The organism is Frigoribacterium sp. Leaf164 (assembly GCF_001423665.1).
Lineage (GTDB): Bacteria > Actinomycetota > Actinomycetes > Actinomycetales > Microbacteriaceae > Frigoribacterium > Frigoribacterium endophyticum.
In genome coordinates this window covers 1,681,963-1,695,302 of record NZ_LMOX01000001.1, presented here as the reverse complement: position 1 = coordinate 1,695,302, position 13,340 = coordinate 1,681,963, and the positions used below count along the sequence as shown (strand labels likewise).

General features: G+C 73.0%; 12 protein-coding genes and 1 pseudogene. All 13 read left to right on the top strand.

The genetic code is table 11. The features are described 5' to 3' along the window. The first annotated feature begins 732 nt into the window (after positions 1-732). Positions 733-1,629, top strand: coding sequence for a hypothetical protein (locus ASF82_RS07615; RefSeq protein ID WP_156369948.1), 897 nt, complete (start codon positions 733-735; stop codon positions 1,627-1,629). After that, positions 1,586-2,626: an HAD-IIA family hydrolase gene (locus tag ASF82_RS07610; RefSeq protein WP_056055423.1), complete on the top strand. Its 1,041-nt coding sequence runs from the start codon at positions 1,586-1,588 to the stop codon at positions 2,624-2,626. Before ASF82_RS07615 ends, ASF82_RS07610 begins: the two co-directional genes overlap by 44 nt. Before the next feature lie 13 nt (positions 2,627-2,639). Continuing rightward, positions 2,640-2,849, top strand: a complete 210-nt coding sequence (locus ASF82_RS07605; protein WP_156369947.1) for a hypothetical protein — start codon at positions 2,640-2,642, stop codon at positions 2,847-2,849. Positions 2,850-2,908: 59 nt separating this feature from the next. Beyond that, positions 2,909-3,736, top strand: a complete 828-nt coding sequence (locus tag ASF82_RS07600) for a TlyA family RNA methyltransferase (protein ID WP_056056013.1) — start codon at positions 2,909-2,911, stop codon at positions 3,734-3,736. After that, positions 3,700-4,662 carry an NAD kinase gene (locus ASF82_RS07595; protein WP_056055417.1) on the top strand — a complete coding sequence of 321 codons (963 nt, stop codon included), beginning with the start codon at positions 3,700-3,702 and terminating at the stop codon, positions 4,660-4,662. Before ASF82_RS07600 ends, ASF82_RS07595 begins: the two co-directional genes overlap by 37 nt. Further along, a complete protein-coding gene (gene recN, locus ASF82_RS07590; RefSeq protein WP_056055414.1) occupies positions 4,659-6,365 on the top strand; it encodes a DNA repair protein RecN in 1,707 nt (568 codons plus the stop codon). The genes ASF82_RS07595 and recN overlap by 4 nt, the downstream gene beginning before the upstream one ends. Before the next feature lie 89 nt (positions 6,366-6,454). Continuing rightward, positions 6,455-8,212, top strand: coding sequence for a CTP synthase (locus ASF82_RS07585; protein WP_056056011.1), 1,758 nt, complete (start codon positions 6,455-6,457; stop codon positions 8,210-8,212). After that, the gene (locus ASF82_RS07580) at positions 8,212-8,781 is read left to right on the top strand and encodes an NUDIX hydrolase (RefSeq protein ID WP_056055410.1); all 570 of its coding nucleotides are present in this window, start codon (positions 8,212-8,214) and stop codon (positions 8,779-8,781) included. The genes ASF82_RS07585 and ASF82_RS07580 overlap by 1 nt, the downstream gene beginning before the upstream one ends. A 22-nt stretch (positions 8,782-8,803) precedes the next feature. Further along, entirely contained in the window at positions 8,804-9,739 is a 936-nt protein-coding gene (locus tag ASF82_RS07575; RefSeq protein ID WP_056055406.1) for a site-specific tyrosine recombinase XerD, read from the top strand. A 58-nt stretch (positions 9,740-9,797) separates the two neighbouring features. Beyond that, on the top strand, positions 9,798-10,706 hold the full coding sequence (locus tag ASF82_RS07570; protein ID WP_082514396.1) for a ParA family protein: 909 nt from the start codon (positions 9,798-9,800) through the stop codon (positions 10,704-10,706). Positions 10,707-10,791: 85 nt separating this feature from the next. Next, positions 10,792-11,586: a ScpA family protein gene (locus ASF82_RS07565; protein WP_056056006.1), complete on the top strand. Its 795-nt coding sequence runs from the start codon at positions 10,792-10,794 to the stop codon at positions 11,584-11,586. Then, complete coding sequence (scpB, locus tag ASF82_RS07560; RefSeq protein ID WP_056055403.1) at positions 11,576-12,154, top strand: SMC-Scp complex subunit ScpB; 579 nt, start codon at positions 11,576-11,578, stop codon at positions 12,152-12,154. Before ASF82_RS07565 ends, scpB begins: the two co-directional genes overlap by 11 nt. Further along, positions 12,144-12,923: pseudogene (locus tag ASF82_RS15535) on the top strand (pseudouridine synthase); the annotation flags it as partial. The gene scpB and the pseudogene ASF82_RS15535, both read left to right, overlap by 11 nt. Positions 12,924-13,340: the final 417 nt, after the last annotated feature.

Genomic DNA, 13,340 nt, shown 5'->3' with positions numbered 1-13,340 from the left:
CTTTAGTGCCCAGCATGACTGGCACACCGAAAGGCCCCTCCACAGGAGGGGCCTTTCGTGTTTGTCCGCCCTTCCCGGGCGAAGGCCCTGAGATAGAGTCGGGGCGCCACAACACAACAGCAGCCAGAAGACCCGAGGAGAACCTCTGTGAGCGACCGCGACGACGACCGAGACGACCGGCCCCGACGTTCCCCTTCCTCTGGCGGCTCCACGGGCTCCGGCAGCGGTCGTGACGGCGGACGCCGTGACGCGCGAGGCCCGGCACAGGGCAGCCCCGACGGGCAGCGCGGCTCGGCTGACCGCCGGCCGGGTTCTGGCCCCCGTCAGGGAGATCGGCCTCAGAGGTCCGATCGTCCGTCCAGCGACCGACCGCAGCGTTCTGACCGTCCGTCGTACGGTGACCGTCCGCAGCGGTCCGACCGCCCGTCGGGTGATCGACCGCAGCGGTCAGATCGCCCGTCGTACGGTGACCGTCCGCAGCGGTCCGACCGCCCTTCGGGTGATCGCCCGCAGCGCTCGGACCGTCCGTCCTACGGCGACCGCCCCCAGCGGTCCGACCGCCCGGGCGGGGGCGACCGTCGGGGCGCGCCCGGCCGCGGGGCCGCAGCCGGCGGTCGTGGCGGTGGCCGCGACTCCTTCAACTCGCGGGATCGCCAGACCCCGGAAGAGCGCGACCCGTACGGCCTGAAGTCCGTCCGGCCGGCCCAGGAGGTCGCCCACGTCCCTGACGACGTGGAGCCCCGCGACCTCGACAAGGTCGCTCGTGGCGAGCTCAAGACGCTGAGCAAGGAGAACGCCGACTGGGTCGCCAAGCACCTCGTGATGGCAGGTCGCCTCATCGACGAGGACCCGGAGGAGGCGCACAAGCACGCCCTCTCGGCCGGTCGTCGTGCGGGCCGCATCGGCGTCGTCCGCGAGACGATCGCCATCACGGCCTACACCGTTGGCGACTACGCCATGGCCCTCCGCGAGCTGCGCACCTACCGTCGCATCTCCGGTCGTGACGATCACCTGCCCCTGATGGTCGACAGCGAGCGGGGCCTCGAGCGTCCAGAGCGCGCCCTCGAGCTGGGCCGCTCGGTCGACGTGGCGACGCTCGACGTGCCCGTCCGCGTCCAGCTCGCCATCGCGATGTCGGGCGCGCGCCTCGATCTCGGTCAGCCCGACGCCGCCCTGCGTGAGCTCGAGATCCCCCAGCTCGACCGCAAGAAGGCCTTCTCGTACAGCCCCGCGCTGTTCGACGCGTACGCGACGGTGCTCGACGACCTCGGTCGGGAGTCCGAGGGCGACGAGTGGCGTGCCCTCTCCGAGCGCGCGTCCGCTGCTCTCGACGCTCTCGCCGGGGGAGACGACCTCGAGACCGTCGAGATCGTCGAGGAGGAGCTCGAGGTCGACCTCGACGACGAGTGGATCGACGTCGAGGGCGTGACCGCCGAGGTCACCGCCGACGACGAGGACCCCGGGGACGCGGACGGCCCTGCCGGGGACGAGCAGGCGACGGACGGCGTCGTCGACTCGCCTTCGGACGACGAGGACGCTGCGGACGAGCATGCTGAGGAAGACCACGGCGACGACGAGCACGGCGATGACGAGCAGCCCCACGACGAGCAGGCCGGCGACCGTGGCTGACGGTCCGTCCCCGCTCGACGGCGTCGACACCGTCCTCGCCGACCTCGACGGCGTCGTGTACCGGGGCCGCGCTGCCGTGCCGCACGCTGTCGAGAGCCTGACCGCCGCCTCCCGCACCCACCGTGTCGGCTACATCACCAACAACGCGTCGCGCACCGCGGCCACGGTGGCCGAGCAGCTCTCCGGCTACGGGCTGACGGTGGGGGAGGACGACGTGGTGACCTCCCCGCAGGCGGCCGTGCGCCTCCTCGCGGACGCCGTGCCGGCCGGCTCGACCGTCCTCGTCGTGGGCGGGGTCGGCCTGACCTCCGTTCTCGAACAGGAGGGCTTCGTCGTCACGCGGTCGGCCGACGACCACCCCGCGGCCGTCGTGCAGGGCTTCAGCCCCGACGTGGGCTGGGCCGACCTCGCCGAGGCGTCGTACGCCCTGGCCGCCGACATCCCGTGGATCGCCACGAACACCGACTGGACCATCCCGCAGGAGCGCGGCACCGCTCCCGGCAACGGCACCCTCGTGTCGGCCGTGCACACGGCCGTCGGGCGACTGCCGGTCACCGCGGGCAAGCCCGAGACCCCGATCTACCACGCTGCCGTCGAGCGCTTCGGCGCCACGAAGGCGCTGTTCATCGGCGACCGCCTCGACACCGACGTCGTCGGCGCGAACGAGGCCGGCCTCGTCTCGGTGCTGGTGCTCACCGGCATCGACGGAGCCAAGCAGCTCCTCGCCGCCGACGCGCGGTCGCGGCCGGACTTCGTGCTCGGCGACCTCCGTGAGCTCTCGCAGCCCTACCCCCAGGTCGTCGAGCACGACGAGGGGGACGTGCACGTCGTCACCGTGCGCGGCGCGAGCGTAGCCGTGCGCGGCGGCACCGTCCGCGTCATGACGCCCGGCCCCGACCCCGTCGACCTGCTCCGGGCCGGCGCGGCCGCCGTGTGGGGCACGGGGCGTGCGATCTACGGGCTCGACATCGACCCGGCCCTCCACCCCGACGGTTAGGGTGGACGCCACCATGCAGCAGATCGACGACCCCGGGCACGAGCGCTCCGAGCGCGAGCGCACGGACGACCGTCCGCCGGCAGTGCCGGGCCTGGAAGCGCGCCTCCGCCAGGTCGAGGAGTCCCCGCTGGAGTCGCGGGCCGACTCGTTCGCCGCCCTCCACGACGAGCTCCGTGGCGTGCTCGAGGGCACGACGGCCGACGGCGCGGCAGGCCCCCGGTGACGGTCGACGCCTCGGGGAAGCCCCTCCGCTCCGGACGCGGCACCTCGGCGCCCGAGCCCGTGGCCGACGAGCCGGTCGCGGCCGAGGCCGTCGACGAGCGCCTCGACGCTGCGCTCGCCCGCCGGGGCCTCGCGCGGTCCCGCACCCACGCCGCCCGGCTGCTCGCCGACGGCCTCGTGACCGTCAACGGCACGGGCGCCGTCAAGGCCTCCGCCCGTGTCTCGGTCACCGACCGCGTCGAGGTCGCCGGCCTCGACCACTACGTCAGCCGAGCCGCCCACAAGCTCGTCGGCGCCCTGGACGCGTTCGGCGTCGACCCGGCCGGTCGCACCGCCCTCGACGTCGGCGCCTCGACCGGCGGCTTCACCCAGGTGCTGCTCGAGCGTGGCGCCGAGCACGTCGTCGCCCTCGACGTGGGCCACGGGCAGCTGTCGCCGTCGGTGCGATCGGACCGCCGCGTCTCCGTCGTCGAGGGCGTCAACGCCCGCTACCTCACCGCCGAGCAGCTGCGCGGCCTCACCGACCGGGCCGACGACGTCGACCTCGTCGTGGCCGACCTCTCGTTCATCTCGCTGACGATGGTCCTCCCCGCGCTCACCGCGTCGCTCGGCACCGGCGCCGACTTCGTGCTCCTCGTCAAGCCGCAGTTCGAGGTCGGCCGCCAGGGCGTCCGCGAGGGCATCGTGCACGACCCGGCGCTGCGCGCCGAGGCCGTGACGACCGTGCTCTGGGCTGCCCACGACCTCGGCCTCGGCACGGCGGGGCTCATCCCCTCACCGATCGTCGGGACGGCGGGCAACAAGGAGTACGTGGTGCACTTCTCGGCCTCGACCGGGACGAATCCGACAGAATGGCTGAGCACGGCAGACACCACGACGGGAGCGTGAGAGAGATCACTTCGACACGACACATCCTCGTCGTCTCGCACACGGGGCGACCGGACTCCATCGGGGCGGCGCTGGAGGTCTGCGGCCTCCTGCGCGCGGCCGGTGTCGTGCCCGTCCTGCCCCTCGACGAGTGGAACGACATCCGCGTCGCGGCCCCCGAGGTCGGCGAGGTCCACATCCTCGGCGACGACGTCGTGGCCGACCAGCTCGAGTGCGTCATCGTGCTCGGCGGCGACGGCACCATCCTCCGCGCGGCCGAGCTCGTGCGCGGCACCCGGTCGCCCATCATCGGCGTCAACCTCGGCCACGTCGGGTTCCTCGCCGAGAGCGAGCGCGACGAGATGACCGAGACGGTGCAGCGCGTGCTCGCCGCCGACTACGACGTGGAGGAGCGGTTCGCCCTCGACGTCACGGTCACCACCGACTGCGAGGTCGTCTACCGCACCTGGGCGATGAACGAGGCGACGGTCGAGAAGGCGTCCCGCGAGCGGATGCTCGAGGTCGTCATCGAGGTCGACGGGCGGCCGCTCTCCTCCTTCGGCTGCGACGGCGTCGTCATGTCGACCCCGACCGGGTCGACCGCCTACTCGTTCTCGGCCGGCGGCCCCGTCGTCTGGCCCGAGGTGCAGGCGCTGCTCCTCGTGCCGCTGAGCGCCCACGCGCTCTTCGCCCGCCCGCTCGTGGTGGGCCCCGACTCCACCCTCGCCGTCGAGGTGATGAACCGCACCGACGCCAAGGGCATCCTCTGGTGCGACGGCCGACGCGAGCACGACCTGCCGCCCGGGGCCCGGGTGGAGTGCACCCGCTCGACGCAGCCGGTGCTGCTGGCGCGCCTCCGCCAGGGGCCGTTCACCGACCGCCTCGTGGCGAAGTTCCACCTCCCGGTCACCGGCTGGCGCGGGCCCGACCAGGCGGCCGCCGAGTGATCGAGGAGATCGCGATCCGCGACCTCGGCGTCATCGGGCGGGCGACCCTGCCCCTCGGCCCCGGGTTCACGGCCGTCACCGGCGAGACCGGCGCGGGCAAGACCATGGTCGTGACCGCCCTCGGCCTCCTGCTCGGCCAGCGGGCCGAGAGCGGCATCGTCCGCTCCGGCAGCGCCCAGGCGGTCGTCGACGGCCGCTGGGTCGTGCCCGAGGAGGGCTCGGTGGTCTCGCGCGTGCGCGACGCCGGGGGAGACGTCGACGACGGCGAGCTGTTCCTCAGCCGCGTCGTCTCGGCGGAGGGCCGCAGCCGGGCCGTCGTGGGCGGGCGCACCGCCCCGATCGGCGTCCTGGGCGACCTCGCCGACCACCTCGTCGTGGTGCACGGTCAGAGCGAGCAGATCCGGCTGAAGTCGGCGCAGGCGCAGCGCGCCGCCGTCGACGCCCACGGCGGCGCCCCTCTCGCCGAGGCGGCCACGTCGTACCGGTCGGCCTACGACGCCTGGCAAGCGGCGCGGGCGGAGCTCGACGAGATCACCCGCGACCGCGACGCCCGCCGGGCCGAGGCCGAGGCGCTGCGCGAGGCGATCGACGAGATCGAGGCGGTCTCGCCCGTCGCGGGCGAGCTCGACGAGCTCGACGCCACGGCCGAGCGGCTCAGCAACTCCGAAGACCTGAGGCTCGCCGCCGTGCTGGCCCACGAGATCCTGTCCACCGACGCGGTCGACGGCACCCGCGACGTCCTCTCGCTCGTCGAGGAGGCACGGCGCCAGGTCGAGCGGGTGGCCCCGCACGACGCCGCGCTGCAGCCGATCGCCGACCTGCTCGCCGAGGTCAGCGTCCAGGTCAGCGAGTCGTCGTCGCGGCTCTCCAGCTACCTCGGCAGCCTCGACGCCGACGCGGCCGGCGACCTGGAGGTCGTCCAGACGCGGCGGGCCGAGATCGGCTCGCTGCTCCGCAAGCACGGCCCGACCGTCGACGACGCGCTGCGCCTGCTCGACGAGGGCAGCCGCCGTCTCGTCGAGCTCGACAGCGACGACGACCGCTTGGTGCAGCTCGACGACGAGGTCGAGCAGTTCCGGGCGGAGGCGGAGGCCAGGGCGAGCGTCCTCACCGACCTGCGCCGCGCCTCCGGAGCGGACCTGTCGAGCCGGGTCAGCGCGGAGCTCCGCGCGTTGGCGATGGCCGGCGCCGAGATCGTCGTCGAGGTCTCGCCCCGCGGCGAGCTGGGCGCGTCCGGGGCCGACGCCGTGGCGCTCCTGCTGCGCCCGCACCCGGGCAGCGAGCCGCGCCCGCTCGGCAAGGGCGCCTCGGGCGGCGAGCTCTCGCGCGTCATGCTCGCCCTCGAGGTCGTCATGGCCGGGTCGAGCGAGGTGCCGACGTTCGTCTTCGACGAGGTCGACGCCGGCGTCGGCGGCGCCGCGGCCATCGAGATCGGCCGCCGCCTCGCGGCTCTCGCCGAACGGGCCCAGGTGATCGTCGTGACGCACCTCGCGCAGGTCGCCGCCTTCGCCACGAACCACCTCCGCGTCGTCAAGGACGCCTCGGGCGAGGTCACCGCGAGCAGCGTCCAGCAGCTCGACGGCGACGAGCGCGTGGCCGAGATGGCACGCCTGCTCTCGGGCCTGCCCGACAGCGCGAGCGGGCTCGACCACGCCCGCGAGCTCCTCCAGCTGGCCTCCGCCGGCGCCGACCGGCGCCCGTGACCCGACAGCGGGGTGCCGACGGGCCCCCGCGTGACATAGGATGGAACCCCGTGGTGAACGAACAGAACTCGGGCCTTGATTCCTCCTCGATCGACGGGGGTGGCCCTTCTGAGGTCCCCTCGTCCACGGCAGCCGCTCCCGCGGCCGTCACGAAGCACATCTTCGTCACCGGCGGCGTGGTCTCGTCGCTCGGCAAGGGCCTCACGGCCGCCAGCCTCGGCAACCTGCTGACCGCCCGCGGCCTCCGCGTCGTGATGCAGAAGCTCGACCCGTACCTCAACGTCGACCCGGGCACGATGAACCCCTTCCAGCACGGCGAGGTCTTCGTGACCGACGACGGCGCCGAGACCGACCTCGACATCGGTCACTACGAGCGGTTCCTCGACATCAACCTCGACCAGGCCGCCAACGTCACCACGGGCCAGATCTACTCGACCGTCATCGCCAAGGAGCGCCGCGGCGAGTACCTCGGCGACACGGTCCAGGTGATCCCGCACATCACCGACGAGATCAAGCGCCGCATGCGGCAGCAGGCCGAGGGCGAGCTGAAGCCCGACGTCATCATCACCGAGGTCGGCGGCACCGTCGGAGACATCGAGAGCCAGCCGTTCATCGAGTCGGCCCGCCAGGTGCGCCACGAGCTCGGCCGATCGAACGTCTTCTTCGTGCACGTCTCGCTGGTGCCCTACATGGGCGCCTCGGGCGAGCAGAAGACCAAGCCCACCCAGCACTCCGTCGCCGCGCTCCGCTCGATCGGCATCCAGCCCGACGCTCTCGTGCTCCGCAGCGACCGTCCCGTCAGCGACGCCAACAAGCGCAAGATCGCGCTGATGTGCGACGTCGACGAGGACGCCGTGGTCAACGCGAAGGACGTCGCGAGCATCTACGACATCCCGTCGATGCTCAACGACCAGGGCCTTGACAGCTACATCATCCGCCACCTCGGCCTCGCCGAGAAGGCCGGCGAGGTCGACTGGTCGGGCTGGCAGACCGTGCTCGACGCGGTGCACCAGCCGAAGCACGAGGTCACCATCGGCCTCGTCGGCAAGTACATCGACCTGCCCGACGCCTACCTCTCCGTCACCGAGGCGCTCCGGGCCGGCGCCTTCGCGCACCAGGCGAAGGCCAAGCTCGTGTGGATCCCCTCCGACGACTGCGAGACCCCGGAGGGCGCCGCGAAGGCGCTCAGCCAGGTCGACGGCATCTGCGTGCCCGGAGGCTTCGGCATCCGCGGCATCGAGGGCAAGCTCGGCGCGTTGAAGTTCGCCCGCGAGAACGGCGTGCCCGCGCTCGGCCTCTGCCTCGGGCTGCAGTGCATGGTCATCGAGTACGCGCGCAACGAGGCCGGCCTGACCGGCGCCTCCTCGTCCGAGTTCGACCCCGAGACCGAGTTCCCCGTCGTCGCGACGATGACCGAGCAGGTCGACATCATCGCGGGCGGCGACCTCGGCGGCACCATGCGCCTCGGCCTCTACCCGGCCGCTCTGCAGACCGGCTCGCTCGCCGCCGAGCTCTACGGCTCGGAGCTCGTGGAGGAGCGCCACCGCCACCGCTACGAGGTCAGCAACCAGTACCGCCAGCAGATCGCCGACGCCGGCCTGGTCTTCTCCGGCACGTCGCCCGACGGCACCCTCGTCGAGTACGTCGAGCTCGACCGCGCCGTGCACCCGTTCTACATCGGCACGCAGGCGCACCCCGAGCTGCGCTCGCGCCCGAACCACGCCCACCCGCTCTTCAGCGGCCTGGTCGAGGCGTCGCTCGAGCGTCAGAACTCGAGCAAGCTCTTCGCCGACGACGCGGACGGCGCGACGCCCGGCGTGACGGACGCCGCCGAGGTCGTGGCCTGATGGGCGCCGAGGGCGAGCTGCTGCGCGACGAGCCCGCAGCGCCCGAGGTGACGAGCTCGGAGACGGTGTTCGAGGGCGCGGTCTGGAATGTCGTCCGCGACACCGTCGACTACAACGGCTCGCCCATGGTGCGCGAGTACGTCGCGCACACGGGCGCCGTCGCCGTCCTGGCGGTCGACGACCAGGACCGCGTGCTCGTCATCCAGCAGTACCGCCACCCCATCCGCTCGCGCGACTGGGAGCTGCCCGCGGGGCTGCTCGACGCCGAGGGCGAGAGCAAGCTCGACGCCGCGAAGCGCGAGCTGATGGAGGAAGCCGACCTCCAGGCGACCACGTGGGACGAGCTGGTCTCGTTCCACACCTCGCCCGGCGGCAACGACGAGATGGTCACCGTCTACCGGGCCACGGGCGTCAGCGCGACCGAGGGGGCGTTCGACCGCTCCGACGAGGAGGCCGACATCGTGACGCGGTGGGTCAGCCTCGACGAGGTCGTGGAGGGCGTGCTCGCCGGCCGGCTGCACAACTCCATCCTCAGCATCGCGGCGCTCGCCGCGGTCGCGGCCCGCTGACGGCCCGACGGGGCGGCAGGCCGTGACGACCGTCGAGGAGGCGGTGGCCCGGTACCTGCGCCACGTCACCGTCGAGCGCGGCCTCTCCCCGAACACGACCGCGGCCTACCGCCGCGACCTCGTGCTCTGGCAGGCGCACCTGGCGGCGCTCGGGCGGGACTCGGTCGACGAGGTCGAGCCGGGCGACGTGGCGTCGTTCCCCGTCGCGCTGGCGACCCGGCCGGAGAAGCCGCTCGGCGCCTCCAGCGTGGCCCGGGTGCTGTCGTCGGTCAGGGGCCTGCACAGGTTCCTGGTCGAGGAGGGGCTGCTCGAGGTCGACCCGGCCGCCACGACCCGGCCGCCCAAGCTGCCGTCGCGGCTGCCCAAGGCGATCTCGGTCGCCCAGGTCGAGGCGCTGCTCGCGGCGACCGACGGCGACGAGCTCGCGCGCGTGCGCGACAAGGCGCTGCTCGAGCTGCTCTACGCGACCGGTGCCCGGGTCAGCGAGGCGGTGTCGCTGAACGTCGACGACGTGGTCGAGGGCGACGTCGTGCGGCTGTTCGGCAAGGGCGGCAAGCAGCGGCTCGTGCCGCTCGGCAGCTACGCCCGGCGGGCGCTCGACGCCTGGCTGGTGCGCGGCCGGCCCGAGTTCTCGGCCCGGGGCGACGCGACCCCCGCGCTCTTCCTCGGCGCTCGGGGCGCCCGGCTCTCGCGGCAGAACGCCTGGCTGGTGATCAGCGGCGCGGCCGACCGGGCCGAGCTCGGCCTCGACGTGTCGCCGCACACGCTGCGCCACTCGTTCGCCACCCACCTGCTCGAGGGCGGGGCCGACGTGCGAGTCGTGCAGGAGCTGCTCGGGCACTCGTCGGTCGCCACGACGCAGATCTACACGCTGGTCACGGCGGACGCCCTCCGCGACATGTACTCGACTGCCCACCCCCGGGCCCGGAAGGCCGTCAGACCTTCACCTGCCGCATGAGGCTTCCTGTGCACGGGCCGGGCGCGGCAGCCGCGCCCCGCTCGGGGGCGCTCGTACTATGGAGCCCGTGAGCACCAAGCCGACCCCGAGCACACCCGCCCTCTTCGAGAGCGCTCCGGCGGCCGTCCCCGCGAACGGCCCGACGGGGCGCCCCCGCACCGAGTTCCCGACGCCCGACGTGCTGGCGAGCCACGGCCCCGCGCGCATCATCACGCTCTGCAACCAGAAGGGCGGCGTGGGCAAGACCACGACGACCATCAACCTGGGCGCCGCGTTCGCCGAGTACGGCCGCCGCGTGCTCGCCATCGACTTCGACCCGCAGGGCGCCCTCACCGCCGGCCTCGGCGTGCAGTCGCACGACCAGTCGACGATCTACGACCTCATGATCGGCGCCGTCCGCGACGCGCACGACGTCATCGTGCCGACCCGCGTCGAGGGCCTCGACGTCATGCCGGCCAACATCGACCTCTCCGCCGCCGAGGTGCACCTCGTCAACGAGGTCGCCCGCGAGCAGATCCTCGCGCGCATCCTCCGGCAGGTCAGCGCCGAGTACGACGTCATCCTGATCGACTGCCAGCCCTCGCTGGGGCTGCTGACCGTCAACGCCCTCACCGCGGCGCACGGCGTGCTCATCCCGCTCGAGTGCGAGTTCTTCGCCCTCCGCGGCGTCGCGCTGCTCGTCGAGACCATCGAGAAGGTGCGCGACCGGCTCAACCCCGCCATCGAGCTCGACGGCATCCTGCCGACGATGTTCGACTCGCGCACGCTGCACAGCCGCGAGGTGCTCGAGCGCGTCGTCGAGGCGTTCGGCGACGAGGTGCTCGAGACCGTCATCGGCCGCACCGTCAAGTTCCCCGACGCCTCCGTCGCCGGGACCCCGATCACGAAGTTCGCGCCCGAGCACCCCGCGGCCCAGGCGTACCGCCAGCTGGCCCGAGAGCTGATCGCGCGTGGTGCCGCAGCCTGAGCCGGCCACGACGGTGACGGTCGACGTCGCTCCCGGGCGGAGCGACGTCGCGCACGGCGGTGCCTCGGCACGGGGCGACGCGCCCGTGCCGCCGGAGGTGCCCGGCTTCGCCGTGGCCCTCGACAACTTCACCGGCCCGTTCGACCTGCTGCTGACGCTGATCAGCAAGCGTGAGATGGACGTCACCGAGGTCGCGCTGAGCGCCGTCACCGACGAGTTCCTCGCCCACCTCCGACGGCTCGACACCGACGCCGACCTCGACCAGGCCAGCGGCTTCATCGTCGTCGCCGCGACCCTGCTCGACCTCAAGGTCGCCGGGCTGCTGCCGCAGGGCGAGCTCGTCGACGCGGAGGACGTCGCCCTGCTCGAGGCCCGCGACCTGCTCTTCGCCCGCCTGCTGCAGTACCGCGCGTTCAAGCTCGCCGCCGAGTGGTTCGCCGAGCGGTCGGTCGCCGAGGCCGCACGGCACGCCCGGTCGGTGCGGCTCGAGGAGAAGTACCGGGTCACGACGCCGGAGCTCGTCTGGACCCTCAGCCCCGACGACTTCGCCGCCCTCGCCACGCTCGCGCTGACCCCGGCCGAGGTGCCGACCATCGGCCTCGACCACCTGCACGCGCCGCTCGTCAGCATCCGCGAGCAGGCCGCCGTCGTCGTCGCGCTGCTGCGCGGGCGCGGGCTGCTGACCTTCCGCGAGCTCGTCTCCGGGGTCGACGTCAAGGGCGTCGTCGTCGCCCGCTTCCTCGCGCTGCTCGAGCTCTACCGGCACGGGTCGGTGTCGTTCGAGCAGATCGAGCCGCTGGGGGAGCTCAGCGTGCGCTGGGTCGCCGAGACCTGGACGGACGAGAGCCTCGCCGCGCTGGGGGCCGACTATGACGGCTGACCCTGTGACGACTGTCGTCGGCTCCGTCGAGCGGCGCCTGGAGGCGCTGCTGATGGTCGCCGACGAGCCGCAGTCGCTCGTCGACCTCGCCACCGCGGTCGGCGAGCCCGTCCCTGTCGTGCGCCGGGCGGTGGAGGCGCTGGTCGCCGACTTCGACGGCGTGGACGGCGGCGTGCGGCGCGGTTTCGAGCTGCGCGAGGTCGGCGTCGGCTGGCGGTTCTACGTCCGCGAGGAGCACGACCCCGTCGTCAGGGATTTCGTGATGACGCAGAACCCGTCCAGACTGTCGCAGGCGGCTCTCGAGACGCTGGCGGTCATCGCCTACAAGCAACCCATCACCCGCAGCAGCATCGCGCAGATCCGCGCGGTGAACGTCGACTCGGTCGTCCGCACGCTGCTGGGTCGAGGCCTGGTCACGGAATCGTCCACCGATCCCGAGACGGGCGCCACCACCTACGAAACGACGGAACTCCTGTTGACCCACCTCGGCATCAGCTCGCTCGACGAGCTCCCGCTGATCTCCCCGCTCCTCTCCGACGGATCCGGAGGATTCGACGATGCCCACTGACACCACCCCCACCTCTGACGACCTGCCCTCGGGCGAGCGCCTCCAGAAGGTCATGGCCGCCGCCGGCGTCGCTTCGCGCCGCGTCTCCGAAGACCTGATCGCCGCCGGCCGCGTCACGGTCAACGGCAAGGTCGTGACCGAGGCCGGTCGCCGCATCGACCCCGCGACCGACAAGGTCGTCGTCGACGGCACGGCCGTGCAGCTCGACTCGACGCGCCGCTACGTGATGCTGAACAAGCCGGTCGGCGTCGTCAGCACCCTGAGCGACGAGAACGGCCGCCCCGACCTGACCCAGTTCACCAGCGACTACGAGGAGCGCCTGTTCAACGTCGGCCGCCTCGACGTCGAGACCAGCGGACTGCTGCTGCTGACGAACGACGGCGAGCTCGCGCACGTGCTGGCCCACCCGTCGTTCGGCGTCACCAAGACCTACATCGCGAAGGTCAAGGGCCTCGTGACCCCGGCCGTCATCGCCGAGCTGCTCTCGGGCGTCGAGCTCGACGACGGCCCGATCGCGGCCGACAAGGCCGCGGTGGTCGGGGGAGGCGCGGGGCTGTCGCGCTCCGCCGACTCGTCGCTCATCGAGATCACCCTGCACTCGGGGCGCAACCGCGTCGTGCGCCGAATGCTCGAGGCGGTCGGGCACCCGGTCATCGACCTGGTGCGCCGGTCGTTCGGGCCGCTGCACCTCGGCACGCTCAAGGTCGGCCACATGCGCTCGCTGAACAAGGCGGAGCTCGGGGCCATCCTCACCATCTCGCGCGACGCCTCCCCGTCGCCCCGCATCGACGCGATGCCCGTCACCGAGAGCGCCGACGCGCCGGTCGACGAGGCCGACGTCGTCGAGGTGCCCCTCGACGAGGCCGAGGTCGAGAAGGAGTACTACGACGAGGACGACGAGGAGTTCGACCCCGAGACCGACGCCCGCGACGCGAAGCGCCGCCGCGGGCCGTCCGGCTTCAAGGGCGACGCCTCGGCCGCTCCGTCGCGCCGGGCCGAGGTGCGCCGCCAGCAGGCCGGCCGCCGCGAGCCCCGCGACGAGCGCGGTGCACGCCCGGCGCGCGACGACCGCGGTGGGTACCAGGGTCGCGACGACCGCGGTGGCCGTCCGGCCGCGCGCGACGAGCGGGGCGGGTACCAGGGCCGTGACGACCGCGGCGGGCGTCCTGCCCGTGACGAGCGTGGT

Coding starts and splice junctions, on each gene's coding strand:
- ASF82_RS07610 (WP_056055423.1), top strand. CDS start 1,586: ATGACGAGCAGCCCCACGACGAGCAGGCCGGCGACCGTGGCTGACGGT.
- ASF82_RS07605 (WP_156369947.1), top strand. CDS start 2,640: ATGCAGCAGATCGACGACCCCGGGCACGAGCGCTCCGAGCGCGAGCGC.
- ASF82_RS07595 (WP_056055417.1), top strand. CDS start 3,700: ATGGCTGAGCACGGCAGACACCACGACGGGAGCGTGAGAGAGATCACT.
- ASF82_RS07580 (WP_056055410.1), top strand. CDS start 8,212: ATGGGCGCCGAGGGCGAGCTGCTGCGCGACGAGCCCGCAGCGCCCGAG.
- ASF82_RS07570 (WP_082514396.1), top strand. CDS start 9,798: ATGGAGCCCGTGAGCACCAAGCCGACCCCGAGCACACCCGCCCTCTTC.
- scpB (WP_056055403.1), top strand. CDS start 11,576: ATGACGGCTGACCCTGTGACGACTGTCGTCGGCTCCGTCGAGCGGCGC.